The sequence below is a fragment of the Streptomyces sp. NPDC050703 genome, from assembly GCF_040654435.1.
GTDB lineage: Bacteria > Actinomycetota > Actinomycetes > Streptomycetales > Streptomycetaceae > Streptomyces.
The window spans coordinates 26,833-51,105 of sequence record NZ_JBFAHX010000049.1 but is presented as its reverse complement, the minus strand read 5'-3'; the positions used below and the strand labels follow the sequence as shown (position 1 = coordinate 51,105).

Below are 24,273 nucleotides of genomic sequence, written 5' to 3'. Positions count from 1 at the left end.
GACTCTTTCGTGTCCGATTTCCTCGGCGCCTTTCCGGTTCCCGCTCGGCCTTTCGGCTCTCGCGTTTCCCTTTCCGGCGGTTCCGACTTTATCAGGTCTTGTCCGTCTCCCTGACCACGGTCACCGCAGACATGCGGAACCAGACTCAAGGATAGGATCTGATCTGATGGGTGCCGCCGAGGCGGGGCGCTTGACCGCGCTCCATGGCCTCAGGCAGGTCTACGACTCTACATCGCGTCCTCGGCGGGCGCAAATCGTTCGTGCTGTGCCTCTACGTCTGTCAACCGGTACCACTCATGCGGAACCGGGACTTCTCATGACTTACGCTTCTGAACAGCGCGCGTCGTCCAGGACAGGTAGCGACGACGGCCACGAATCTCCACCCCTGGGAGGCTTGCCATGACCACCGTTTCGTCCCCGCTTGCAGGACGCGCCATCGGACTCGCCGCAGTACCGGATCCCGTGTTCTCAGGCGCGATGGTCGGTCCCGGCACGGCCATTGACCCCGTGCGCGAGGCTTCCGAGGCGGTCTCCCCGGTGGACGGCATCGTCGTCTCTCTCCACCCGCACGCGTTCGTGGTGGTGGACGACCAGGGTCACGGCGTCCTCACCCACCTCGGCATCGACACCGTCCAGCTGAATGGTGAGGGCTTCGAGCTCCTCGTCAACAAGGGGGACACCGTTCGGCGCGGTCAGTCCGTGGTCCGCTGGGACCCGGCCGCCGTCGAGGCCGCGGGCAAGTCCCCGGTCTGCCCGATCGTGGCGCTCGAAGCCACGGCCGAGTCCCTCTCCGCACTGGTCGAGGCCGGCGAGGTCAAGGCCGGCGACGAACTCTTCAGCTGGCAGTGACGTCATCGCCGTCACTGACGGCGGACAGTACAACCATCGCGGCGGCCGTTCCGCCGCACTATCGGAGACGGGTTTGATGGAGACAACGCTGCGAGGCGTCGGTGTCAGCCACGGTGTGGCGATCGGCGAGGTCCGGCACATGGGGACGGCCGTTCTCGAGCCGCCGGCCAAGCAGATTCCCGCGGAGGAGGCGGAGCGCGAACAGGGGCGCGCCCGCCAGGCCGTGGAAGCTGTGGCCGCCGACCTGATGGCGCGCGGCAATCTGGCCGGGGGCGAGGCGCAGGCGGTGCTTGAGGCACAGGCCATGATCGCCCAGGACCCGGAGCTCATCGCCGACGTCGACCGGCGCATCACCGTCGGCAGCACGGCCGAGCGTGCCGTCTACGACGCGTTCTCCCACTACCGGGAACTGCTGGCCGGTGCCGGTGAGTACATGGCCGGGCGCGTGGCGGACCTCGACGACGTGCGGAACCGCATCGTCGCCCGGCTGCTCGGTGTTCCCATGCCGGGTGTGCCGGACAGCGACGAGCCGTACGTACTGATCGCGCGTGACCTCGCTCCCGCCGACACCGCGCTGCTCGACCCGGCCCTCGTCCTCGGCTTCGTCACCGAGGAGGGCGGGCCCACCAGTCACAGCGCGATCCTCGCGCGGGCGCTCGGTGTGCCGGCCGTCGTGGCGCTGCCCGGTGCCGGGGAGCTGGCCGAGGGCTGCGTCGTCGCCGTCGACGGCAGCACCGGTGAGATCTTCGTGGAGCCGAGTGCGGAGAAGCGGGCGCAGCTTGAGGCCGCCGCCGCGGAGCGCAAGGCGGCGCTGGCCGCGTCGACCGGTCCGGGTGCCACGTCCGACGGCCACAAGGTGCCGCTGCTCGCGAACGTCGGCGGTCCCGCCGATGTGCCGGCCGCGGTGGAGGCCGGCGCCGAGGGTGTGGGTCTGTTCCGTACCGAGTTCCTCTTCCTCGACGACAGCAGCAAGGCGCCGTCGGAGGAGGCGCAGGTCGAGGCGTACCGCAAGGTGCTTGAGGCCTTCCCCGAGGGTCGTGTCGTCGTGCGCGTCCTGGATGCCGGCGCGGACAAGCCGCTGGACTTCCTGACGCCGGGCGAGGAGCCGAACCCGGCGCTCGGCGTGCGTGGCCTGCGGTCGCTGCTCGACCACCCGGAGGTGCTGCGCACGCAGCTCACCGCGCTGGCCAAGGCGTCCGAGGGCCTGCCCGTCTACCTTGAGGTCATGGCCCCGATGGTCGCGGACCGCACGGACGCCAAGGCGTTCGCGGACGCGTGCCGCGAGGCCGGTCTGCGGGCGAAGTTCGGTGCCATGGTCGAGATTCCCTCGGCGGCTCTGCGGGCTCGCTCGATCCTCCAGGAGGTCGAGTTCCTCTCGCTGGGCACGAACGACCTCGCGCAGTACACCTTCGCCGCCGACCGGCAGGTGGGTGCCGTGTCCCGGCTTCAGGACCCGTGGCAGCCCGCGCTGCTCGACCTGGTCGCGCTCTCCGCCGAGGCGGCGCGTGCCGAGGGCAAGAGCTGTGGTGTGTGCGGTGAGGCCGCGTCCGACCCGCTGCTCGCCTGTGTGCTCACCGGTCTGGGTGTCACCTCCCTTTCGATGGGTGCCGCGTCCATTCCTTACGTGCGGGCGACGCTCGGCAAGTACACGCTGGCGCAGTGCGAGCGTGCGGCGTCGGCGGCGCGTGCCGTGGACACCGCCGAGGAGGCCCGCAAGGCCGCCCAGGCGGTGCTGTCCGGCGAGTAGCCGAGCTGTTCTTCTCGCCGAGGGGCGTTCCACCCGATGGGGTGGGGCGCCCCTCGGGCGTTCAGTGGGTGTGTCCCTCCTCGGGTGTCTCGTCTTCGAGGGCGAAGGCCGCGCAGTAGTCGACGCCGGACTCCGGGGAGATCAGTTCTCCGGTGATGGCGTCGGTGCAGTAGGCGTCGAAGACCTCGGCCGCGGTGAGAGGCAGGAAGCGGCCCTCGTGCATGCGCCAGCCCTGGACGCGGTCCCGGGTGCCTTCGGCGCTGGTGCGCAGCACCATGCCGGCCGCGCGCCGTGTGGCGACGCCGACCGCGAGGACCGTGGCGAATTCCAGGGCCTCGGTGTCGTCGAGCCGGGCGCTGCCGTCCGCTTCGATCTCGATGTGCAGGGCGGCGAGGAGTGTCTGGTTCTCCGCCGGGACGCTGCACACCAGATGCCGGGTGCCGGGTGCTGAGGTGTCCACGGCGCGGGTGATCAGCTGTGAGGCGCGGGCGAAGGCGGCCCGTCCGATGTCCTCGCCGCAGGTGGCGCAGGTGCCGCTGCGGGCGAGCGCCATCGTCGCGTACTCCCAGGTGGCCTTGCGGACCGCCTCGTCGACCAGGTCGGGAAGGAGGTCGGTGAGGGGCTGGCCCTCGTACGGCACGGTGGGGCCGCCCGACGCCAGTTCGGCGGTGAAGCGGGTGCGGCTGTCGGGGGTGTCGGGGTTCAGGCCCGCCTCCGCGCAGTACTCCTCGTACTCCTCGGGGTCGAAGAGGACGACGGCGGTGTGGCGGCCCTGGGCGGCGAGGGTTCTGAGCAGGGCTTCGACCTGCTGGAGGTAGGTGTCGTGGTCGTCGAAGGTGAAGGTGCGGTAGCGGCGCATGGCCGCGAAGTCCTCCTCGTCGGCCAACAGGCCGATGGTTCCGGCGACTTCGCGGCGCAGTGCGCGTCGCATCGTGTCGTGACGGGTTGGCGCCATCATGTCCCCCTGCGCTCGGTCGATCAATGCTCACTCACCGTAACCGGGGGCACTGACAACGGGCGCTGAGCTGCGGGGACGACCGTCAGGAGCGCTTGCGGGCGAGATCCTCGTAGAACCTCAGGAGGTTGACGTCGTCGACCGATCCCGCGTTGACCGCCTTGTCCAGCGGGGTGCCCTGCAGGAGGCGCTTGACCGGGACCTCGATGCGCTTGCCGGTGAGGGTGTGCGGGACGCCGGGGACCTCGATGACCTCGTCGGGGACGTGGCGCGGGGAGAGCTGTTCGCGGATGGTGCGCTTGATGCTGTCGCGCAGGGTGTCGTCGAGGGTGGCGCCCGGGGCGAGGTGGACGAAGAGTGGCATCCAGTAGCCGCCGTCGGGTTGTTCGACGCCGATGACGAGGGACTCGCGGATCTCGGGGAGTCGTTCGACGGCTTCGTAGATGTCGGCGGAGCCCATGCGGACGCCCTGGCGGTTGAGCGTGGAGTCGGAGCGTCCGTGGATGATCACGGAGCCGCGTGAGGTGAGGGTGATCCAGTCGCCGTGGCGCCAGACGCCGGGGTAGGTGTCGAAGTAGCTGTCGTGGTAGCGGGTGCCGTCCGGGTCGTTCCAGAAGTGGATGGGCATGGACGGCATCGGGTTGGTGACGACGAGTTCTCCGACCTCGTCGACGAGCGGCTTGCCCTGGGGGTCCCAGGACTGGAGGTCCGTGCCGAGGCAGGGGGCCTGGAGTTCGCCGATGTGGACGGGGAGGGTGGGTACGGCGCCCGCGAAGCAGGAGCAGACGTCGGTGCCGCCGCTGACCGAGGCGGTCCACAGGCCGCCCGGGGTGCCGGCGAACTCGTCGCGCAGCCAGCGGAAGCCGTCGGGAGGCAGGGGGGAGCCGGTCGTGGCGACGCACTTGACGCGCGAGAGGTCGAAGTCGCGGGCCGGGTGGACGCCGGCTTTGCGGCAGGCCATGACGTAGGCGGCGGAGGTGCCGTAGAGGGTGGCTCCGGTGCGTTCGGCGATGCGCCACTGGGCGCCGGTGTCGGGGTGGCCGGGGCTGCCGTCGTACAGGACGATCGTGGTGCCCGTCAGGAGGCCGGAGACGAGGAAGTTCCACATCATCCAGCCGGTGGAGGTGTACCAGAAGAAGCGGTCGTCGGGGCCGAGGTCGCAGTGCAGGCCGAGCTGCTTGAGGTGCTCGACGAGGATGCCGCCCTGGGACTGGACGATGGCTTTGGGCAGCCCTGTGGTGCCGGAGGAGTACAGCACCCACAGGGGGTGGTCGAAGGGCACCGCTTCGAAGACGGGTGCCGCGTCGGCCGAGGTGAGGGCCGACCAGTCCAGGGTGCCTTCGGGGGCGTCGGTGCCGAGCAGCGGGATGTGCACGACCGCGCGGAGGGTGGGCAGTCCGGAGCGGAGTTCGGCGACGGTGTCGCGGCGGTCGTGTTCCTTGCCACCGTAGCGGTAGCCGTCGACGGTGAACAGGACGACCGGCTCGACCTGCTGGAAGCGGTCGAGGACGCTGCGGGCGCCGAAGTCGGGGGCGCAGGAGGTCCAGACGCCGCCGACGGCGGCGGTGGCGAGGAGGGCGACGACGGCCTGCGGGATGTTCGGCAGGTAGCCGCTGACGCGGTCGCCGGGCCGCACGCCGAGGTCGCGCAGTTCCGCGGCCAGGGAGCCGACCTGGCGGCGCAGCTCGGCCCAGGTGACGGGGCGCGGGTCGTGGCTCTCGTCGACGTGCAGGAGCGCGGGGGTGTCCGCGCGCGCGGGGTCTTCGGCGGTGCGCAGGGCGTGTTCCGCGTAGTTGACGGTCGATCCGGGGAACCACTGGGCGCCGGGCATGGTGCGCTCGCCCAGCACGCGCGCGTAGGGGGTGGTGAAGCGGACGTCGAACCAGTCGGTGACGGCTTTCCAGAACGTGTCGAGATCGGTGACCGACCAGCGGTGCAGCGCTTCGTAGCCGCCGTCGGCGGGGGCCCCGTGGTGCTCGGCGGCCCAGGTCTGGAACCGGGTGACCTGCGCTTCCGCGATCCTCTCCGGGCTCGGCTGCCAGAGCGGCGCAGGGTTCGCTGAGGACGTCATGGGGCGGCTCCCGGACTGTACGCGTCGTATGCGTGTGGAGTGCGCACGTGCTGGATGTGCGCGTGAACACGGCTGGAGGGGACGATGCCATGTGATCGACTGCCGCACCAGGGTCTGCCTCACACAGTCGGCCCTCCGGTCATGTGTCCGTACCCCAGGTGAACGGCTGCTGAACGGAGCGTACTCGCGGCCTTTTCGATGGCAAGGTGAGCACTATGGACGGTCGTGACCTGGTGCGTTCGGTGAAGGCGGTCGGCATGGTCGGCACGGCGCGGGGGTTGCGCACGGTGCGCTCGTCGTGGCGCAGATGGCGGGCGGACGCGGCCGGTCTGTCCCCCCGGGGTGCCGAGCGCGCGCGGGTGCCGGGGCCCGTGGCGAAGGTGGAGCCGGGGCCCGGTGGTGGTGTGGTGCGGTTCGCCCGGTCCGAGCTGCGGGTGCGGGTGACGGCCGGGGGTGCCGTCTTCTGGGGGTGGGACGGCGCGGAGCCCGAGCCGTCGTACGCGCTGGCGTGCGGGAGTCCCGAGCCCGATCCCCGGGCGGTCCTGGAGCCCGACAAGGAGGGCGGCTGGCGCGTGGTGTCGGAGCGTACGACGGTGGTGGTGTCACGGCACGGCTCCGTGGAACTGCGCACGCCCGGCGGCGTGATGCTGCGGCGTGATCTGCCGCCCCGCTGGTGGGAGCCGGCCGAGGGCGGCGCGGCGCGCTGGGTGCAGCGCTCCGAGGTGGCCGCGGACGCGCGGTTCTTCGGGCTCGGCGGGCGGTCCGGCGGGCCGCGGCTGCGGAGCGGCACGTACCGGCTGTGGAACACCGATCCCGGTGGCTCCTTCGGGCCGGGGGACGATCCGCTGTACATCACGATGCCGGTGCAGATGGTGGTGGCCGACGCGGGTACGCATCTGGTCTTCCACGACAACACGTGGGAGGGCGCCGTCTCGCTGCGTGAGGGCGCGGTGGGGGCGGGTTCGGGGCATGACCGGGCGGGGTCGTGCGAGGTGCGGATGGACGGCGGTCCGCTGCGGTGCTGGGCCATGGTCGGCACCCCCGCGCGCGTGCTGCACACGTGGGCCTCGCTCACCGGTCCTCCCGCGCTGCCGCCGACGTGGGCGCTCGGGCACCATCACGCGCGGTGGGGGTTCGGCAGTGAGCGGGAGGTGCGGCGGATCGTCGCCGGCTACCGGGAGCGCGGGCTGCCGCTGGACGCCGTCCACCTGGACATCGACCACTATGAGGCGCATCAGGTGTTCACCGTCGACAAGGAGCGTTTCCCCGCGCTGCCGAAGCTGGCCCAGGAGCTGCGCGAGAGCGGGATCAAGCTCGTCTCGATCGTCGATCCGGCGGTGAAGGCGGAGCCCGGTGTCGAGTTGTACGAGGGCGGGGTGAAGGCCGAGGCCTTCGTGCGGGACGCGGCGGGGCGGCCGGTGCGCGGTGTCGTGTGGGCGGGCGAGTCGGTGTATCCCGACTTCACCGACCCACGCGCGCGCAAGTGGTGGTCGGGGCTGTACGAGGAGCGTCTGGAGCAGGGGTTCGCCGGGTTCTGGCACGACATGAACGAGCCGGTGTCGTTCGCCGCGTTCGGTGAGCCGACGCTGCCCCGTTCGGCGCGGCATGCCCTGGAGGGGCTCGGCGGGGACCACCGGGAGGCGCACAACGTCTACGGCCTCGCGATGGCACGTGCGGGGTACGAGGGGCTGCGCTCGCTGCTTCCCGAGAAGCGGCCCTTCTTGTTCTCGCGTTCGGGGTGGGCGGGCATGCAGCGCTACGGAGGGACGTGGTCCGGCGATGTGTCCACGGGGTGGCCGGGGCTTCGGGCGTCGCTGTCGCTGGTGCTGGGGCTCGGCCTGTGCGGTGTTCCGTATTCGGGCCCTGATGTGGGCGGCTTCGACGGGAGCCCTTCCCCGGAGCTGTATCTGCGCTGGTTCCAACTGGGGTCGTATCTGCCGCTGTTCCGTACGCACGCGGCGATCGACGCCGGGCGGCGCGAGCCCTGGGAGTTCGGTGCGGAGGTGCTGGGGCACGCGCGCGTGGCGCTTGAGGAGCGCAGGCGGCTGCTGCCCTACTTCGTGACGCTGGCGCATCTGGCGCGGCGTACGGGTGCTCCCTATGTGCGTCCCTTGTGGTGGGGTTCTCCCGACGACAGGGCGCTGCGCGACTGCGAGGACGCGTTCCTGCTGGGCGACTCCCTGCTGGTGGCCCCTGTCCTGGAGGACGGCGCGCGGCAGCGGACGGTGCGGTTGCCGCGGGGGCGCTGGTACGAGACGGCGACGGGCAGGGCGTACGAGGGGCCCGGGCAGGTCCGCCTCGACGCGCCGCTGTCGCGTGTCCCGGTGCTCGCGCGCGCGGGCACGGTGTTTCCGGTGCGCGGCGGCGACGGGGTCGAGCTGGAGGCGTGGGCTCCGGTACCGGGTGCCACGGGCGGCGGCCTCATGGTCGCCGACGCCGGTGACGGGTGGGAGGAGGCGGACCTCGAACGCTTCACGGTCCGCTGGGAGGGGGGCCGCGTACGCGTCGAGAGGGAGGGCGCCGAGGGCGGGGGCCCCGTGGATCTGCCGGTGCGGGTGCGGGGGCTGGGTGACTGAGCCGGGCCTCGCCGGGGCCGGGCAGCGGCCCGGCCCGCCCGTGTCCGCGCCGGGCCCGACCGCGCGCGTGGGCGGGGCCGGGCCGGTTCGGGAGGCGGACTCTCAGATGTAGCGGCCCTCGAAGAACGCCTGTGCGGCCAGTGTGTGCAGTGGGAAGGCCAGCTCGTCCGGGTGGCGCAGGACGGCCCAGCCCTCCGTCTCGTCCGTCGGCGTACTGGCCGGCAGGTCGGCTGCCGGGCGCTCGGGGAGGAGGCCGAAGAGCAGGAGGTAGCCGTCGGGTGCGCTCATGGCGTCGGCCAGGCGGACGTCACGGCTCTGGGCGCAGATGCCGGTCTCTTCCTTGAGCTCACGGACGACGGCGTCGCGCCAGTCCTCCCGGTCGTCGATGAAGCCGCCGGGCAGGGCGATGCCCCCGAGTGCGGGAGGGATCGTCCGGGTCACGACGACCAGGCCGGTGCCCTGGCGGTCGTACACCGGCTGGAGGGCCACTGCCACGGGCAGCGGGTTGCGGTAGGCCACGGCCCCGCAGGCGGCGCAGGTGCGGGGCCAGCCGGAGACATGGCCTTCGTAGGGTGCTCCACAGCTCGAACAGTGGGAGCCCTGGACGGAGTTGGCTGGGTGTGGGGATACGGACACGCGCGGACTGTATCCGATCTTCGTGGCGTCGGTCTTCCCTGGTGGGCCATGGTCCTGATAGACGCAGGGGGCATGACAGCTTTTGTCCCCGCTCTGCGGTATCTCGCCGTGTCCGCCGCCGCCCTGCTGGCCGTGGCCGTGGCCCCCTCCCCCGCGCACGCGAAGCCCGAACCGAAGGCTCCGGAAGAGTTCGTCGCGCTGCGCGACGTCGACCCGACGATCATTCAGGAGATGCGGTACACCACCCGGCACAACTTCGTGGGTGAGCCCGTCGACGGCTACAGGAAGCCGATGTGCATCCTCACGAAGCCCGCGGCGAAGGCGCTGCACAAGGCCCAGCGTTCGCTCCTGCGCAAGGGGTACTCCCTGAAGGTCTACGACTGCTACCGGCCCCAGCGGGCCGTCGATCACTTCGTGCGCTGGGCCGAGGACCTGGGCGACGAGCGCATGAAGGAGGAGTTCTATCCCCGTGTCGGCAAGGACCGGCTCTTCGCGGACGGCTACATCGCGGAGAAGTCCGGGCACAGTCGCGGCTCGACGGTGGATCTGACCATCGTGCGGCTCCCGGCCCTGCCCACGCGCCCGTACATCCCCGGTGAGCCGCTGAAGCCGTGCTTCGGCCCGGCGAGCGAGCGCTTCCCGGACAACTCCGTGGACATGGGGACGGGGTTCGACTGCTTCGACACGCTGTCGCACACGGACGACCCGCGCGTCGAGGGCAGGCAGCGTGCCCACCGGGACCTGCTGCGGAACGCGCTGGCCGAGCAGGGCTTCGTCAACCTTCCCGAGGAGTGGTGGCACTTCACGTACAAGCCCGAGCTGTTCCCGGACACCTACTTCGACTTCCCCGTCTCGCCGAGGTCGCTCCAGGGCTCGTAGCGGCGCCGGGCGGGACGGCCCCCCTGACGGAACCGGAGCGCCCGTGGCACACTCCTGACGGGCCGTCAGTTGTACCGGTCGACGGTGGACGCCAGGAGGAGCCTTGTCGCGCACACGCACACCGGTAGTGGCGAACTGGTTCGCCGGGGAGGGGGAAGAGTTCCGCTTGCTCGGCACACGCTGCTCGGCGTGCGCCGCGGTGTTCTTCCCCCGTGAGGACGCCCACTGCCGCGATCCCGGCTGTGAAGGCGGGAAGCTCACCGAGGTGCCGTTGTCGCGGAGCGGCCTCGTCTGGTCGTACACCGACGGCCGCTACCGCCCGCCCGCGCCCTACGTCTCCGACCCGGAACTTCCCTGGCAGCCCTACACGTTGATCGCGGTGGAGCTGGCGGCGGAGCGCATGGTGGTACTCGGGCAGGCCGCTCCCGGCGTCCATGCCGACGACCTGGAGGTCGGCATGGAGGTGGAGGTCGTCCCCGGCGTACTGCACGAGGACGGCCGGACGACGTGGACGACCTGGCACTGGCGGCCCGTGGGGGTGAGCGCATGACCGGCGAGGTGGCGGTGCTCGGCGCGGGCATGCACCCCTGGGGCAAGTGGGGCCGCGGCTTCGTCGAGTACGGAGTGGCGGCGGCCCGCGCGGCGCTCGCGGACGCCGGGGTCGACTGGCGTTCCGTGGGCTCCATCGTCGGCGCGGGCACGGTCAGGGGCGGCTATCCGGGGTATGTGGCGGGGGCCGCGTTCGCCAGGGCGCTCGGCTGGCAGGGGGCCCGCGTGGCGAGCGTGTACGCGGCGTGCGCGTCCGGCGCCCAGGCCATCTCCACCGCTCGTACGCAGATCCTCGCGGGCATGACCGACGTCGTCCTGGTGGTCGGCGCCGACGCGGCGCCGAAGGGCTTCTTCCGGCCCGCGGGCGGGGACAGACCGGACGATCCCGACTGGCTGCGCTTCCGGGTCCTCGGCGCGACCAACCCCGCCTACTTCGGGCTCTACGCACGGCGCAGGATGGCCGTCCACGGCGACACACTGGAGGACTTCGCACAGGTCAAGGTGAAGAACGCGGCGGCGGGCGCCCTCAATGAGTACGCGCGCTACCGCAACCCCGTCACGGCCGACGAGGTCGCCGCATCGGCCGTCGTCGCCGATCCGCTGCGGCTGCTCGACATATGCGCCACGTCGGACGGCGCGGCAGCGCTCGTCCTGTCCAGCATGGAGTTCGCTCGGCGGCACGGGGCGCCCGACCCCGTGCGGGTCCGCGCGGTCTCCACCGTCACGCCCACCTATCCGAACACGGTGCTCGACCTGCCGGACATCGCCACGGACTCGGCCGTCGCCGTCGCCCCCGCCGGCCGGACGTTCCGTGCGTCCATCGCGCATACGGCGTACGAGGAAGCGGGCATAGGCCCCGAGGACGTATCGCTCGCGGAGGTCTATGACCTGTCCACCGCGCTGGAGCTCCAGTGGTACGAGGATCTGGGGCTCTGCGGCGAGGGTGAGGGGGCCAAGCTGCTGCGCGACGGGGCGACGGCTCCGGGCGGGCGCGTGCCGGTGAACAGCAGCGGAGGTCTCGCCTCCTTCGGAGAGGCCGTCCCCGCACAGGCCATCGCCCAGGTGTGCGAGCTGACCTGGCAGTTGCGGGGCGTCGCCGGGGCCCGGCAGGTGGCGGGGGCCCGCGTCGGGGTCACCGCCAACCAGGGCCTCTTCGGCCACGGGTCCTCGGTGGTCGCCGTGCGCTAGGCACGCCGTGCGCGGGCGGCAGGGCGGGCGTCGTCACGGACGTCGGGCGGGCGACAGGGCGGGCTTCAGGGGGAAGCCCTCGCACCGGTTAACCGTTGCCGTCGGCGACCTTGACGCTCCATCACCGCCGGTGAACACTTCCGGGTGTCAGTCGGCGTCGCCGCACCTCGGCTCCGGCGCTCAGAGCCTCTGCGCGCGAAGGGTCCGTACGAAGACCCTGGTCAACCGGGTATCCCCCATCGGCGATGTGACTGCCACGACGCTGGTCATGGACGCCGGGCGGGTGCGGGAGACTTCCGCCTTCGGCTCCGGCTGCCGGGCCCCTCCAGGCCCCTCCAGGCAGCAGTCGTGGCAACCGCACCCTGCACGGAGTACCGGGGCGCACCGCCCCGGGCGAGGGCCTAGGAGCCGCCATGTACTCAAATGGGGACATCTTCATCGGTGAGGTCATCGGCACCGCGATCCTGATCCTGCTCGGCGCCGGCGTGTGCGCCGCCGTCACGCTCAGCCATTCGAAGGCGAAGGCCTCCGGGTGGGTCGTCATCGCCTTCGGATGGGGTTTCGGCGTGCTCGCTGGCGCCTACACCGCGGGCCCGCTCTCCGGCGGCCACCTCAACCCGGCCGTCACGCTCGGCATCGCCATCGACACCGGGAAGTGGGACAAGGTCTGGCTCTACGTGCTCGGCCAGCTGGTCGGCGCGATGCTCGGCGCCGTTCTCGCGTACCTCGTGTACCTCGCGCAGTTCAACGCCAACGTCACCCGCGGCGTCAAGGACGAGGTGACGAGCGCGCACGAGCCGACGCCCACGCTGGGCATCTTCTCCACCATCCCGGAGATCCGGAACCCCGTCGCCAACCTCGTCACCGAGGTCATCGCGACCGTCGCGCTGGTGCTGCCGATCCTCGCCTTCGGGCTCACCAAGGGGCTCGGTGAATCGGGCATCCAGACGCTGATCGTGGCCTTCCTCGTCGTGGGGATCGGCCTCTCGCTCGGCGGGCCCACGGGGTACGCCATCAACCCGGCGCGCGACCTCGGTCCGCGCGTCGTGCACACGTTCCTGCCGATCCCCAACAAGGGCACGTCCGACTGGGGCTACGCCTGGGTCCCGGTGGCGGGGCCGCTGGTCGGCGGAGCCCTCGCGGGTCTCATCTACAACGCAGCCTTCTGAGTCTTCCCGTCACCGGTCACCAAGGGCCATCAAGGGGTAGCCATGCCGGAGAGCCACGAGAAATTCGTCGCCGCGATCGACCAGGGCACCACTTCGAGTCGCTGCATCATCTTCGACCAGGACGGCGCGATCGTCGCCGTGGACCAGCGCGAGCACCGCCAGATCTTTCCCAGGCCCGGCTGGGTGGAGCACGACGCCACCGAGATCTGGTCCAAGGTGCAGGCGGTGGTCGCGGGGGCGGTCGCCAAGGCCGGACTCCGCGCCGACCAGCTGAGCGCGCTCGGCATCACCAACCAGCGCGAGACGACCGTCCTGTGGGACCGGGCCACGGGCAAGCCCGTGCACAACGCCATCGTCTGGCAGGACACCCGCACCGCGGGGCTCTGCGACGAACTGGGCGGCACCGACGGCCAGGACCGCTTCCGCGAGCGGACCGGGCTGCCGCTCGCCAGCTACTTCTCCGGGCCCAAGGCGGCCTGGCTGCTGGACAACGTACCCGGCCTGCGGGCGCGCGCGGAGCGCGGCGAGATCGCCTTCGGCACCATCGACTCCTGGCTGATCTGGAACCTCACGGGCGGCACCGACGGCGGCAAGCACGTCACCGACGTCACCAACGCGGGCCGCACCATGCTGATGAACCTGGAGACCCTCCAGTGGGACGCGTCGATCCTGTCGGCGATGAACGTGCCCGAGGCGGTCCTGCCGGAGATCAGGTCGTCGTCGGAGGTGTACGGGACGGCCGTGGGGCAGCTCTCCGGGGTGCCCGTGGCCTCCGCGCTCGGCGACCAGCAGGCGGCCGTCTTCGGGCAGGCGTGCTACGACACGGGGACGGCCAAGAACACGTACGGCACCGGCAGTTTCCTGCTGCTCAACACCGGCAACCGGCCCGTTCCCTCCAAGAACGGGCTGCTGACCACCATGGGGTACAAGATCGGTTCCGAGGCGCCCGTGTACTGCCTGGAGGGGTCGATCGCGATCACGGGCGCCCTGGTGCAGTGGTTCCGCGACCAGCTCGGCATCATCCGCAGCGCGGACGAGATCGAGACCCTCGCGGCGAGCGTGGACGACAACGGCGGCGCGTACATCGTCCCGGCGTTCTCCGGCCTCTACGCCCCGTACTGGCGTTCGGACGCGCGCGGCGTCGTCACCGGCCTGACCCGGTACGTCACCAAGGCGCACCTGGCGCGCGCGGTCCTGGAGGCCACGAGCTGGCAGACCCGTGAGGTCGTCGACGCCATGTACCAGGACTCGGGGGTGCGGATCACCACCCTGAAGGTGGACGGCGGCATGACCAAGAACAACCTGCTGATGCAGCACCAGGCGGACGTCCTCGGAGTGCCGGTGATCCGCCCGAAGGTGTCCGAGACGACGTGCCTGGGCGCCGCCTACGCGGCCGGGCTCGCGACCGGCGTGTGGAACGACCTCGACGAGCTCAAGGCGCACTGGCGGCAGGACGTCGAGTGGTCGCCGCGGATGGAGGCGACCGCACGGGACAAGGAGTTCCACCACTGGCGCAAGGCCGTGGAACGGAGCTTCGGCTGGCTGGAGGACGGACAGGGCTGAACCGGATGGAGCCGCGGCCCGTACCCCGGTCGGCGGGGGTACGGGCCGTGCACGCGCCGAGCGGTCCGTACGGTCAGGTCGTGGCGGGCTCACGGACGGCCGCGGCGGCTGCCATGGCGTGCTCGACGACGCCGATGAGCACTTCCTTGACGGACTCGCGGTCGCGGGCGTCGCACAGCACGACGGGTATGTCGCCGTCGATGTCGAGGGCCTGCCGGACGGCCTCGGCGGGGTAGCGCGAGGCGTCGTCGAAGCAGTTGACGCCGACCACGAACGGGATGTCGCGCCGCTCGAAGTAGTCGACGGCGGCGAAGCAGTCCTCCAGGCGGCGGGTGTCGGCGAGGACCACCGCCCCGAGCGCGCCGGTGGCCAGCTCGTCCCAGAGGAACCAGAAGCGGTCCTGGCCCGGCGTGCCGAAGAGGTACAGGACCAGGTCGTCCCGCAGGGTGATGCGGCCGAAGTCCATGGCCACCGTGGTGGTGTGCTTGCCCGCGACGCCGCTCGTGTCGTCGATGGGGCGGCCCACCTCGCTGAGGGTCTCCTCGGTGCGCAGCGGTTTGATCTCGCTGACGGCGCCGACCAGGGTCGTCTTGCCGACGCCGAAGCCGCCGGCCACCAGGATCTTCAGCGTGACCGGCTCGACGGGGGCCTTGCCGCGCTCAGAACGCCTGAAGATCATCGCTCACTTCTCCTGCATCAGTGGTGTCGCGCGGGGCCGGTCCGTTGCCGCCGCCCCTCAACTGCCGGCCAGTCACGTTCTCACTCCCGCTCCCGCGCCGGTCAGAGCGCCCGGAGGCCGCTGATCACGTCGCGCAGAATACTCTCGTCCGGCAGCTCGGCCGGCGGCACGGGCCGGGTCACGTGCACCAGTTCGTCGTCGACGAGATCCCCGATCAGCACCCGCACCACCCCGATGGGCAGGTCGAGTTCGGCCGCGAGTTCCGCGACCGACTGGGGTGTGTCACGACAGAGTTCGACGATGTCCACGTGCTCGGGGGACAGCGTCTGGTCCGCGTCGTGGTCGCCGGGGACCTGCGTCTCGGCGATCACGACCGCGATGAGATCGAGGCGGTGCTGACCCGGGCTCGTGGTGCGCCCCCGCGTCATGGCGTACGGGCGCACCACGGGTCCGGCCTCGTCGTCGAACCAGCGGTGCGTCTCCTGCGTCCCCGGGGTCCCGGCCGTACCGGACGTCCCCCACAGTGCCTTGGTTCTCTGCGTTCCTCGACCGTCGTGGCTCATGCCCTCCCACTACCCTCCCGCGTGCAGATCCGTGCGCGGCGCCGTACCCAGGTGCACACCCACCCTCTTGACCAGCAACGTCATCTCGTACGCCACCAGGCCGACGTCGGAGTCGGCGTCCGCGAGGACGGCGAGGCAGCTGCCGTCGCCCGCGGCCGTGACGAAGAGGAAGGCGTCGTCCAGCTCGACCACGGTCTGGCGGACCCTGCCCGCCTCGAAGTGCCTGCCGACGCCCTTGGCGAGGCTGTGGAAGCCGGAGGCGACGGCGGCGAGGTGCTCGCTGTCCTCTCTGGTCAGGTCCTTGGACACGCCGGTGGGCAAGCCGTCGCCGGAGAGCACGAGCGCCTTGCGGATGCTGGCGACGCGTTGCACCAGATCGTCAAGGAGCCAGTTCAGCTCCCTGGCCGCCCCGGTCGTGGCGATGCGTGCGTCGGCCTTCGGTGCGGTCATCGACCGTCCCCCTCAGATGTCGTTCCTGGTGCTGTGCCGTCGGTGGCGTCGTCGCCCGCGGCATTCTCGTCGCGGCCGCGCTGCCAGCCCCGCTGGAGCGAGGCCATGCGGCTGCGTACCTCGTCCGCGTCCCGCTCGTCCGGCCGGGTCTCGGCGCGGTCGGAGCGGCGGTCGGGTCCGTCCTTCAACTGCGGGGCGAGGTTGGCCTGCCGGACGCGGCGGGGCAGCCCGCCCGGGGCGGTCGTGGGTGCGCTCCGGCCCTGCTCGGCGTCGGCCGCCGGGGCGGGGCGCGGTCCGGCCCCGGCCCGGGTGCCGCGGCCCTGCGCGGGGCGGTCGGCGGCCGCGCCGCCCTGCGGTCCGGTGCGGCGGGTGCGCCGGGGCAGGTCGGGGGCCGTGCCGTCGTCGGTGACGTCGCGGTGCGGCGGGGACAGATCGGGCCAGGCGGAGTGCGGCCCGGACGCCCGCGGGGGCTCCGGGGCCTCGTCCGCCGGCGCGGGGGCCAGGGGGAACCCGTCGGGGAAGCGGCTGTCCTGCGACCGGCTCTCCTGGGTCCTGCCGTCCCTGGACCGGCCGTCCTGGGACCTGCTGTGCGTGACCGGACGGCCGTTGGACCTGACGAGCTTCGGGGTCCTGCGGCGCGGCAGCGGCACGAGGCCGCCGGTGTGGGCGCCCTCGTCGAGGTCGTCGTCGCGGATCTGCGCGGCGTCGGCGCGGGTGGGTTCGGCGCGGCCCGGTTCACGGACGTCGCGGGCCTGCTGGTGCTGCTCACCGGGCGTGCCCGCGACCCTGCGGCGCGGGCGGAAGAGGCCGCCGCGCTCGCTGTCGTCGTCGCCGAGCGCCCCGGGGAAGGCGTCGAGGTCCACCATGCCGACGGGGGCCTCCAGCTCCACGGGGCCGTCGAGCACGGAGGCGGGCAGTCCGGGCAGTTGTACCGGGACCTGGGCGAGCGCGGCGGCGCGGTCCGCGGCCCTGTCGGCGCTCGACACGGGCTCCTTGGCCTGCGGGCGGTCGAGCCGGAAGCCGATGCCTTCGGTGTCGGGGACGTCGTCGGTGAGCAGGGCCTCGGGGATGAAGACGACGGCGGTCGTGCCGCCGTACGGCGAGGGCTGCAGGGAGACGCGGACCCGCTGGCGCTGGGCGAGCCTGCTGACCACGAAGAGGCCGAGCCGGTCGGTGTCGGACAGTTCGAACTCGGGGGTCTCCGCGAGCCTGAGGTTGGCGTCGAGCAGGGCGTCGGCGGTCATGCCGAGGCCCCGGTCGTGGATCTCCAGGGTGAAGCCGTTGGCGACGTGCTCGCCCAGGACCTGTACCGCGGTGTGCGGCGGCGAGAACACCGTGGCGTTCTCCAGGAGTTCGGCCATGAGGTGCGTGAGGTCGGCGACGGCGGGGCCCGTCACCGCGATGCGGGGCAGCCTGCGCACCTCGATGCGCTCGTAGTCCTCGACCTCGGCGACGGCCGCGCGGACGACGTCCATGAGCTGGACGGGCTTGCGCCACTGCCGCGAGGGGGCGGCGCCGGAGAGGATGACCAGACCCTCGGCGTGCCGGCGCATGCGGGTGGTGAGGTGGTCGAGGCGGAAGAGGTCGGCCAGCTCGTCGGTGTCCTCCGTCCTGCGCTCCATGGTGTCGAGGAGCGTGAGCTGCTTGTGCAGCAGGACCTGACTGCGGCGGGCGAGGTTGACGAAGACCTCGGAGACGCCGCGCCGCAGGTCGGCCTGTTTGACGGTGGCCTCGACCGCGGCGCGCTGCAGGGTGTTGAGCGCCTGGCCGACCTGCCCGATCTCGTCCTTCTCGTACGTGAGCCGGGGCGCCTCGGTCTCGACGTCCACCTGTTCGCCCGCGGCGAGGCGGCGCAGCACGCCGGGCAGCCGGACACCGGAGGCCTCGTGGGCCTCCAGGCGGAGGCGGCGCAGGTCACGGATGAGGCCGCGGCCGATGCGTACGGAGACGACGATCGACACGAGGAGCGCGAGCAGGCCGAGCACCCCGGCCAGGACGAGGCGCACGACCACGTCGAAGGCGGCCGGTTCCACGCGGTCCTTGAAGCGGTCGCTCGCCGCGACGTCGCGCTCGGCGAGCTGCTTGAGGACCCGGCCGGCCGTCTCGTCCCACTGGGCGGACGCGACCCTGTGCGGGGTGCCGGGCGTGGAGGCGACGATGTCCTTCTCGGCCTTGCGGAGCTGCGTGGTCTGGGCGCCGTTCCAGTAGCGCTCGTAGCGGCCGCGTTCGTCCTGGGGCAGGGGCGCGAGGTTCACCTCGTACAGCAGGGTGCGCTGGGCCCTGAGCTCCGCGACCTGCTGGATCTCGGACTTGGTGAGCCGGCGGGCGACGAGCGCGGAGCCGACCATCGCGTCCTCGCGGGAGAGCAGTTCACGCGCGCGTGCGACGCCGACGAGCGCGCGGCCTTGCTGGTCGAAGCTCACGTCCTCCAGGCCGGCGAAGCCGTTGAGGGTGGTCAGCAGGCTGAAGCAGGGGTCGATCAGCTTGGTGTACATCTTCAGGGCGCCGGACCGGGAGATCGTGCCCTCTTCGACGGTGCGGCGCAGCGAGACGATGCCGTCGAGGGCGTCCACGAGCGCGGTGAGGCGGGTGTGCGAGTTGGCGTCGATGCTGTCGAGGACGCCGGAGTCCCTGCTGTTCTCGCGGACCTCGGAGATGACGTCGTCGGTCGCGGTCCTGCTGCGCCGCAGCGCCGCGAGGGCGTCGGAAGCGCGCGGATCGGCCAGGTACACCATGGTCTGGCGGCGTTCCTGCTGGACGACGCGGATCGTGTCCTCGATCGGGTAGCCGATCTTCTCGACGACGTTGGCGGTGTCGAGGAGCCTCGCGGCCTCTCGTCCGGTGATGACGGTGGCGAAACCCCAGATCGCGGTCAGGGAAACCAGCGGCACGAGCAGCAGTGCCACGATCTTCCGGCGGATGGACTTCCCGCGAAAGCGCATGGCCTCCCCCAGATCGGCCCCCTGCGACCGTTGCATGGGCCAGGGGCACACATGTGCGTCAACAAACGGCGCGAGCCTACTACTGACTCACGAGCAACTCGAAGACGCATCCGAACGCTTTTCGGCCGTGACGCGAAAGGGACGTCGGCAGTTGTCCCTTCATTACGGACTATTGCGCCCCACCGAGGGGGGCACGTCCCCCGGCCCCATCCCCCTTGCCCTGTATGCCAGTTGGCCGATTTTCTTCGCTGTACGGAACCGGAGGGGGAATCTTTCCGATCTCTCGTTCGTCCTTCATGCAGAGGGCAGGCCGTCGACAGGCGGTGTACGGCGCGGCAGAGCGGGCACCCAGAGGTGAGTTGATCCAAGGGCTTCCTGCCCGGGGCCCGCGATGCGTTCGTGAACGGCCGCGAAGCAGCGGGGGGAGTGACGAAATGATGGGCACGGCAGAGCGCCACAGGGCGTCGGGGAGCAGCGGGCCCATGGGGGCCGCGGAGGCCGGGGAGTCCGCCCGGCGGGAACAGGCGGCGGACGTGGAGGTCCGCCCGCCGTTGTGGGTCGAGGAGCCCGCCCGCAGGCGGCGGCTGCCCGATCCCGTGCGGACGGCGGCCGTGCGGGCCGTGATCATAGTGGCGGTCACGCTGGTGCAGGCGATGGTCGCCGTCCTGGCGACGCTCGCGAGCTCCTGGCTCGCCTTCCCCATGGTGTTGAGCAGCGTGGCCAGCACGGTGGTGGCCACCTGGGGCGTCCTCGACGTATGGGTGACCCGCCAGGTGTGGAATCAGCGGCACGGCGTGGTGTCGATGCCGAGCAGCACGGCGCGGCGGCTGCGGCGTGAGCGGCGCCGGGCCCGCAGGCAGGCCAGGGCCGCGGCCCGCGGCAAGGCACGCATACGCATACGTGGGCGCGGTGGAGCGGGGCAGTTGTCGCACTCCTGAGCCGGTTCGCCGGGGCGCGCCGCCGGGACCCGGCGTACGGCGACCGGACTCAGCTCGCCACGGGCTCCTCCGCGGGGACCGCGGCCCAGGCCGCCGCAAGGTCCCTGCGGAGTCTCATGAACGGCCGGTTGCGGCCGACCGCGAGCGCCGCCACGGTGCGGCCCGCGCGTTCGTAGACGGCGAGGAAGCCCTCGTCCGGTGTGTCCAGGGAGCCTTCGAGGAGGCGCACGGTGTCGTCTTCGCGCCGCCGCCCGGCGAACTGGATGCGGGTGCCGTACTGGTCCGACCAGAAGTAGGGCAGGGGGCGCGCCGCCTCGACCGTGCGGCCGGCGAGCAGGTTCCGCACGGCCACGCGGGGTTGCTGGGTGGCGCTCGTCCAGTGCTCGGCACGGACTCCGCCGGGGCGGGCGACATCGCCCACGGCCACGACGCGGGGCAGCGCGGTGACGCAGCCGTCGTCGCAGAGCACACCGTCGTCCAGGGAGAGGGGAGAGCCGGCGAGCCAGTCCGTACGGGGAGTGGCGCCGATGCCGACGACGACCAGGTCAGCGGGGAGCAGCCGCTGATCGGACAGTTCCACGGAGGTGACGTGGGCCGCCGTCCCGGGGCCGTGCGGAGCGCCGTGGAGTGCGGTGACGCCGACGCCCGTCAGCAGACGCGTCCCCGCGCTCGCGTGCAGCCGGGCGCAGGCGAGCGCGGGCTCGGCGCCGAGTGGGGCGGCGAGCGGGACCGGTGCCGCCTCGACGACCGTGACGTCGTGCCCGAGCGCCGCGCACGAGGACGCCGTCTCCGCGCCGACGAAGCCGCCGCCGATCACGACCACGCGGCGGGGGCCCGCAGTGAGTGCCGTCCGCAGGGCGCGGGCGTCGTCGAGGGTCCGCAGGGTGTGGACGCCCGTGAGAGCGGGGCCGGGGAGCCGTCGCGCCGACGCCCCGGTCGCGATGACCACGCCGTCGCTCGGCAGTGTCCGGCCGTCGTCGAGCACGACCGCGCGTGCGCGCGCGTCGAGGGCTCGGGCGCGGATGCCGATGAGCCACTCGGCGTCCAGCTCCGCCGTCTCCTCGGGGTCGGTCAGGGCGAGGCGGCTCTCGTCCGTCCCGCCGGTGAGGAAGTCCTTGGAGAGCGGCGGTCTGTCGTACGGCTGGTGCGGTTCGGCACCGACCACCACCAGGCGCCCTGCGAAGCCCTGGGCGCGCAGCTCCCGCGTCGCGTACAGGCCGGCGAGGGAGGCGCCGACCACGGTGACGGTGCGCATGCCGTCCCCGGCGGCCACGCTCATGCGGCGGACCCCTCCTCGGCGGTGGCCAGGCGGACGAGGACCATGCCGTCCTCGACGTACACCTGGTGGGTGCGGACGGGCCTGCGCGCGGGCAGGCAGGTGGGGCGCCCGGTGCGGAGGTCGAACGTGGCCGCGTGGAGCGGGCATTCGACCAGGCAGCCCTCCAGCCACCCCTCCGAGAGGGACGCGTCCTGGTGGCTGCACGTGTCGTCGACGGCGAAGAGCTCGCCGTCGGCGTTGAACACCGCGACGGGCGGTGTCGTGTCGATGCGGACGGATTCGCCCGCGGGGAGGTCTTCGAGGCGGCATACGGGAATCATGGGCCCCCCTCTGGTGTCATTCGGCCCGGTCCCGACCCCTTCTGGGGTCAAGACCCTTCGGTAACATGATGTTTCACATGGCGCACGAGGGAGCGCTATACGCAACAGAATCCGGTCGGGGTGCCCGTCACGTCAAGGGCTCCCCCGAAGACGCGGCTCAAGACAGCCGCCAGGTGGTGAGAGTCGAGATATGACCGGCACGCGGAAACAGGCTGATCACGGCAGTGAGCCGGACGGGGGAACGCGGGAGAGGCAGTCGAAGGGAGCCGCCGGGTCCGTCCAGTCCGTGGACCGCGCGGTGAGCGTTCTGGAGATCCTGGCGCGCCACGGCGAGGCCGGGGTCACCGAGATCGCCGACGAGTTGGGGGTGCACAAGTCGACGGCGTTCCGCCTCCTCGGCGTCCTGGAGAACCGCGGTCTCGTGGGCCAGGCCAAGGACCGCGGGAAGTACTTCCTCGGCGCCGGCGTACTCCGCCTCGCGGGGGCGGCGGCAGTGCGCATGGACATCTCGCAGGAGGGCGCCCCGGTCTGCCGGGAGCTCGCGGACGAGCTGGGCGAGACGGTCAACATCGCGGTCCTCGACGACGACGCGGCCGTCAACATCATGCAGGCCCGCGGCCCGGCCTCGGTGACCGCGCAGAACTGGCTCGGCCGGCGCACCCCGCTGCACGCCACGTCCAGCGGCAAGGTGCTGCTCGCCCATCTGCCCACGACGCTGCGCGAGGGCATGGTGGCGCGCACGCTGCCGCGCCTCACCGAGCACACGGTGACCGGCACGGTGGCGCTGCGCGGCGAGCTGGAGACCGTCGTGGAGCGCGGGTTCGCCGTCGCCGTCGAGGAGTTGGAGGTCGGCCTCGCCGCGGTGGCCGCGCCGGTGCGCGCGCACGACGGCAAGGTCATCGGGGCGCTCAGCGCGTCGGGCCCGGTGTACCGGCTGACCGAGGAGCGCCTCACGGAGGTCGCGAAGCGGACGGTGGCGGCGGCCGTGGAACTGTCGCGGCGGATGGGGTACGGCTTCTGACGACGGCACAGGCGGCGACCGCGGGCGCGGCGGGCACGGGAGCGCGGCGGGCGCGGCAGCGCGGCAGCGCGGCAGCGATCACGGCACCGGTGGCGCCGACCGCACCGGCAGCCCGGGGAAGCGCTCACCGCGGGTGCAAGCCTTCACCGCGGGTGCAGGTGATCACTCCGGGCAGACGGTCACCGCCGGGCGGGGCGATCACCACCGGTCGGGGCGTTCACCACCGGGCGGGGCGGTCACCACCGGGCGGGGCGGTCACCACCGGTCAGACCGGCACCGCCAGGCGGGTGTTCACCACCGGGCAGACGGTCACCACCGGGCGGGGCGATCACCACCGGTCAGACCGGCACCGCCAGGCGGGTGTTCGCCACCGGGCGGGGCGATCACCACCGGGCCGGGCGTTCACCACCGGGCAGACCCGCACCGCCAGGCAGGCGATCACTCCCGGCAGACGGTCACCACCGGGCAGACGGTCACCGCCAAGCCAGTGGTCACCGACAGGCCGGCGTTCGCCGGTTGGTGGGTCGGGGGCGGTGTGAGCGCGGTCGTGCGTGGGCGGGGGCAGGGATTCCTGGTCCCGCCCGCGTGCGTTTCCGCGGGGCCGGATCGGCCGGACTCCGTCGCGCCGACCGGACTCCGCCGTTTTGTGCGCGCTTGGCTCCACCCTCTTGACGCCCTCTCGATGGCGTTCTCACTATGTCTCTCATAGCGCAACCGATCGTGCAGTACGCAACAGCGTCGTAGAGCAGTCGTACGCCTCCATGCCATCGAGCCATGCGCAACAGCAGAGGAGTCTGGCCGTGCCCCACGAGGTCCGTGCCGTCGTCGCCGTGAAGAAGGGCGCGCCCGTCGAGGTCCAGACGATCGTCGTGCCGGACCCCGGCCCGGGTGAGGTACTCGTCTCCGTACAGGCCTGCGGGGTCTGCCACACGGATCTGCACTACCGGGAGGGCGCCGTCGACGACGAGTTCCCGTTCCTGCTCGGCCATGAGGCGGCGGGCACGGTCGAGGCGGTCGGCGCGGACGTCACCGACCTGGCCCCCGGCGACTACGTGGTCATCGCCTGGCGCGCCCCCTGCGGAGCGTGCCGGTCCTGTCTGCGCGGACGCCCCTGGTACTGCTTCGACTCACGCAACGCCCGACAGCCCATGAGGCTCCTTGACGGCACCCCGCTCAGCCCGGCCCTCGGCATCGGGGCCTTCGCCGAGAAGACGCTGGTCGCCGCCGGGCAGGCCGTGAAGGTCGACCCGGCAGCGCGCCCCGAGGCCGTCGCTCTGATCGGCTGCGGCGTCATGGCGGGCTACGGCGCCGCGGTGCACACCGGCCAGGTGGGCCGCGGCGACACCGTGGCGGTCATCGGCTGCGGCGGCGTGGGCAACGCCGCCGTCGCCGGGGCGTCCCTGGCCGGGGCCCGCCGCGTCATCGCCGTCGACATCGACGACGCCAAGCTGGACGGGGCGACCCGCTTCGGCGCCACGCACACGGTCAACTCGCGCGGCACCGACCCGGTCGAGGCCGTCCGTGGACTGACCGGCGGCCACGGGGTCGACGTCGCGATCGACGCGGTCGGCACCCCGTCCACGTACAAGCAGGCGTTCTTCATGCGCGATCACGCGGGTGTGCTCGTGCAGGTCGGGGTGCCCGATCCGGAGACGGTGGTCGAGCTGCCGCTCATCGAGCTGTTCTCGCGGGGCGGCGCCCTGAAATCGTCCTGGTACGGGGACTGCCTGCCCACCCGGGACTTCCCGATCCTGGTCGACCAGTATCTGAGCCGCCGCCTCGACCTGGGTGGCTTCGTCTCCGAGACGATCGGCCTCGACCACGTGGAGGAGGCCTTCGCCAGGATGCGGCGGGGCGAGGTGCTGCGTTCGGTGGTGGTCCTGTGAGCCCCGCACGGAC

20 protein-coding genes are annotated in these 24,273 nt (G+C 72.1%); 11 read left to right on the top strand and 9 right to left on the bottom strand.

Annotated elements, in window-relative coordinates:
* Positions 1–399: 399 nt before the first annotated feature.
* Entirely contained in the window at positions 400–849 is a 450-nt protein-coding gene (locus tag AB0I16_RS31060) for a PTS glucose transporter subunit IIA (RefSeq protein ID WP_363252966.1), read from the top strand.
* A gap of 76 nt (positions 850–925) precedes the next feature.
* A complete protein-coding gene (gene ptsP / locus AB0I16_RS31055) occupies positions 926–2,596 on the top strand; it encodes a phosphoenolpyruvate--protein phosphotransferase (protein ID WP_363252965.1) in 1,671 nt (556 codons plus the stop codon).
* Positions 2,597–2,657: 61 nt separating this feature from the next.
* On the opposite strand, the gene AB0I16_RS31050 is transcribed toward ptsP, so the two are convergent.
* Both AB0I16_RS31050 and AB0I16_RS31045 read right to left on the bottom strand, forming a co-directional pair.
* On the bottom strand, positions 2,658–3,551 hold the full coding sequence (locus tag AB0I16_RS31050) for a hypothetical protein (RefSeq protein ID WP_363252964.1): 894 nt from the start codon (positions 3,549–3,551) through the stop codon (positions 2,658–2,660).
* A gap of 85 nt (positions 3,552–3,636) precedes the next feature.
* Positions 3,637–5,622: an acetoacetate--CoA ligase gene (locus tag AB0I16_RS31045; RefSeq protein ID WP_363252963.1), complete on the bottom strand. Its 1,986-nt coding sequence runs from the start codon at positions 5,620–5,622 to the stop codon at positions 3,637–3,639.
* Positions 5,623–5,837: 215 nt separating this feature from the next.
* On the opposite strand from AB0I16_RS31045, the gene AB0I16_RS31040 reads away from it, so the two are divergent.
* Positions 5,838–8,198 carry a glycoside hydrolase family 31 protein gene (locus AB0I16_RS31040; protein ID WP_363252962.1) on the top strand — a complete coding sequence of 787 codons (2,361 nt, stop codon included), beginning with the start codon at positions 5,838–5,840 and terminating at the stop codon, positions 8,196–8,198.
* A 102-nt stretch (positions 8,199–8,300) separates the two neighbouring features.
* Here the strand turns inward: AB0I16_RS31040 and AB0I16_RS31035 are convergent, their stop codons facing one another.
* Complete coding sequence (locus AB0I16_RS31035; RefSeq protein WP_363252961.1) at positions 8,301–8,834, bottom strand: NUDIX domain-containing protein; 534 nt, start codon at positions 8,832–8,834, stop codon at positions 8,301–8,303.
* A gap of 72 nt (positions 8,835–8,906) precedes the next feature.
* On the opposite strand from AB0I16_RS31035, the gene AB0I16_RS31030 reads away from it, so the two are divergent.
* The 5 genes from AB0I16_RS31030 to glpK all read left to right on the top strand — a co-directional run bounded on the left by AB0I16_RS31030 (position 8,907) and on the right by glpK (position 14,182).
* Positions 8,907–9,713 (top strand): M15 family metallopeptidase, encoded by an 807-nt coding sequence (locus AB0I16_RS31030; RefSeq protein WP_363252960.1) that lies wholly within the window; start codon positions 8,907–8,909, stop codon positions 9,711–9,713.
* 103 nt (positions 9,714–9,816) lie between these two features.
* Complete coding sequence (locus AB0I16_RS31025; protein ID WP_363252959.1) at positions 9,817–10,263, top strand: zinc ribbon domain-containing protein; 447 nt, start codon at positions 9,817–9,819, stop codon at positions 10,261–10,263.
* Positions 10,260–11,450 (top strand): lipid-transfer protein, encoded by a 1,191-nt coding sequence (locus AB0I16_RS31020; protein ID WP_363252971.1) that lies wholly within the window; start codon positions 10,260–10,262, stop codon positions 11,448–11,450. The genes AB0I16_RS31025 and AB0I16_RS31020 overlap by 4 nt, the downstream gene beginning before the upstream one ends.
* Positions 11,451–11,863: 413 nt before the next feature.
* Entirely contained in the window at positions 11,864–12,619 is a 756-nt protein-coding gene (locus tag AB0I16_RS31015) for an MIP/aquaporin family protein (protein ID WP_363252958.1), read from the top strand.
* A 42-nt stretch (positions 12,620–12,661) separates the two neighbouring features.
* Positions 12,662–14,182: a glycerol kinase GlpK gene (gene glpK / locus AB0I16_RS31010; protein WP_363252957.1), complete on the top strand. Its 1,521-nt coding sequence runs from the start codon at positions 12,662–12,664 to the stop codon at positions 14,180–14,182.
* Between the two features lie 73 nt (positions 14,183–14,255).
* On the opposite strand, the gene AB0I16_RS31005 is transcribed toward glpK, so the two are convergent.
* The 4 genes from AB0I16_RS31005 to AB0I16_RS30990 all read right to left on the bottom strand — a co-directional run bounded on the left by AB0I16_RS31005 (position 14,256) and on the right by AB0I16_RS30990 (position 18,816).
* Positions 14,256–14,861, bottom strand: a complete 606-nt coding sequence (locus AB0I16_RS31005) for an ATP/GTP-binding protein (protein WP_363252956.1) — start codon at positions 14,859–14,861, stop codon at positions 14,256–14,258.
* A 101-nt stretch (positions 14,862–14,962) separates the two neighbouring features.
* A complete protein-coding gene (locus AB0I16_RS31000; protein WP_363252955.1) occupies positions 14,963–15,424 on the bottom strand; it encodes a DUF742 domain-containing protein in 462 nt (153 codons plus the stop codon).
* Between the two features lie 9 nt (positions 15,425–15,433).
* Complete coding sequence (locus AB0I16_RS30995; RefSeq protein WP_363252954.1) at positions 15,434–15,874, bottom strand: roadblock/LC7 domain-containing protein; 441 nt, start codon at positions 15,872–15,874, stop codon at positions 15,434–15,436.
* Positions 15,871–18,816, bottom strand: coding sequence for a nitrate- and nitrite sensing domain-containing protein (locus AB0I16_RS30990; protein WP_363252953.1), 2,946 nt, complete (start codon positions 18,814–18,816; stop codon positions 15,871–15,873). Before AB0I16_RS30990 ends, AB0I16_RS30995 begins: the two co-directional genes overlap by 4 nt.
* A 437-nt stretch (positions 18,817–19,253) precedes the next feature.
* Between AB0I16_RS30990 and AB0I16_RS30985 the strand changes: the two genes are divergently transcribed.
* Positions 19,254–19,754 carry a hypothetical protein gene (locus AB0I16_RS30985; RefSeq protein WP_363252970.1) on the top strand — a complete coding sequence of 167 codons (501 nt, stop codon included), beginning with the start codon at positions 19,254–19,256 and terminating at the stop codon, positions 19,752–19,754.
* 49 nt (positions 19,755–19,803) lie between these two features.
* Here the strand turns inward: AB0I16_RS30985 and AB0I16_RS30980 are convergent, their stop codons facing one another.
* The gene (locus AB0I16_RS30980) at positions 19,804–21,009 is read right to left on the bottom strand and encodes an FAD-dependent oxidoreductase (protein ID WP_363252969.1); all 1,206 of its coding nucleotides are present in this window, start codon (positions 21,007–21,009) and stop codon (positions 19,804–19,806) included.
* 20 nt (positions 21,010–21,029) lie between these two features.
* Positions 21,030–21,353 carry a bifunctional 3-phenylpropionate/cinnamic acid dioxygenase ferredoxin subunit gene (locus tag AB0I16_RS30975; protein WP_363252952.1) on the bottom strand — a complete coding sequence of 108 codons (324 nt, stop codon included), beginning with the start codon at positions 21,351–21,353 and terminating at the stop codon, positions 21,030–21,032.
* Positions 21,354–21,543: 190 nt separating this feature from the next.
* On the opposite strand from AB0I16_RS30975, the gene AB0I16_RS30970 reads away from it, so the two are divergent.
* A complete protein-coding gene (locus AB0I16_RS30970; RefSeq protein ID WP_363252951.1) occupies positions 21,544–22,374 on the top strand; it encodes an IclR family transcriptional regulator in 831 nt (276 codons plus the stop codon).
* Positions 22,375–23,174: 800 nt separating this feature from the next.
* A complete protein-coding gene (locus tag AB0I16_RS30965) occupies positions 23,175–24,260 on the top strand; it encodes an S-(hydroxymethyl)mycothiol dehydrogenase (protein ID WP_363252950.1) in 1,086 nt (361 codons plus the stop codon).
* Positions 24,261–24,273 lie beyond the last annotated feature (13 nt).

Excerpts from the sequence above, each read along its gene's own strand:
- AB0I16_RS31060 (WP_363252966.1), top strand. The coding sequence starts at position 400 with ATGACCACCGTTTCGTCCCCGCTTGCAGGACGCGCCATCGGACTCGCC.
- ptsP (WP_363252965.1), top strand. The coding sequence starts at position 926 with ATGGAGACAACGCTGCGAGGCGTCGGTGTCAGCCACGGTGTGGCGATC.
- AB0I16_RS31050 (WP_363252964.1), bottom strand. The coding sequence starts at position 3,551 with ATGGCGCCAACCCGTCACGACACGATGCGACGCGCACTGCGCCGCGAA.
- AB0I16_RS31045 (WP_363252963.1), bottom strand. The coding sequence starts at position 5,622 with ATGACGTCCTCAGCGAACCCTGCGCCGCTCTGGCAGCCGAGCCCGGAG.
- AB0I16_RS31040 (WP_363252962.1), top strand. The coding sequence starts at position 5,838 with ATGGACGGTCGTGACCTGGTGCGTTCGGTGAAGGCGGTCGGCATGGTC.
- AB0I16_RS31030 (WP_363252960.1), top strand. The coding sequence starts at position 8,907 with ATGACAGCTTTTGTCCCCGCTCTGCGGTATCTCGCCGTGTCCGCCGCC.
- AB0I16_RS31020 (WP_363252971.1), top strand. The coding sequence starts at position 10,260 with ATGACCGGCGAGGTGGCGGTGCTCGGCGCGGGCATGCACCCCTGGGGC.
- AB0I16_RS31015 (WP_363252958.1), top strand. The coding sequence starts at position 11,864 with ATGTACTCAAATGGGGACATCTTCATCGGTGAGGTCATCGGCACCGCG.
- glpK (WP_363252957.1), top strand. The coding sequence starts at position 12,662 with ATGCCGGAGAGCCACGAGAAATTCGTCGCCGCGATCGACCAGGGCACC.
- AB0I16_RS31005 (WP_363252956.1), bottom strand. The coding sequence starts at position 14,861 with ATGATCTTCAGGCGTTCTGAGCGCGGCAAGGCCCCCGTCGAGCCGGTC.
- AB0I16_RS31000 (WP_363252955.1), bottom strand. The coding sequence starts at position 15,424 with ATGAGCCACGACGGTCGAGGAACGCAGAGAACCAAGGCACTGTGGGGG.
- AB0I16_RS30995 (WP_363252954.1), bottom strand. The coding sequence starts at position 15,874 with ATGACCGCACCGAAGGCCGACGCACGCATCGCCACGACCGGGGCGGCC.
- AB0I16_RS30990 (WP_363252953.1), bottom strand. The coding sequence starts at position 18,816 with ATGCGCTTTCGCGGGAAGTCCATCCGCCGGAAGATCGTGGCACTGCTG.
- AB0I16_RS30985 (WP_363252970.1), top strand. The coding sequence starts at position 19,254 with ATGGGCACGGCAGAGCGCCACAGGGCGTCGGGGAGCAGCGGGCCCATG.
- AB0I16_RS30980 (WP_363252969.1), bottom strand. The coding sequence starts at position 21,009 with ATGCGCACCGTCACCGTGGTCGGCGCCTCCCTCGCCGGCCTGTACGCG.
- AB0I16_RS30975 (WP_363252952.1), bottom strand. The coding sequence starts at position 21,353 with ATGATTCCCGTATGCCGCCTCGAAGACCTCCCCGCGGGCGAATCCGTC.
- AB0I16_RS30970 (WP_363252951.1), top strand. The coding sequence starts at position 21,544 with ATGACCGGCACGCGGAAACAGGCTGATCACGGCAGTGAGCCGGACGGG.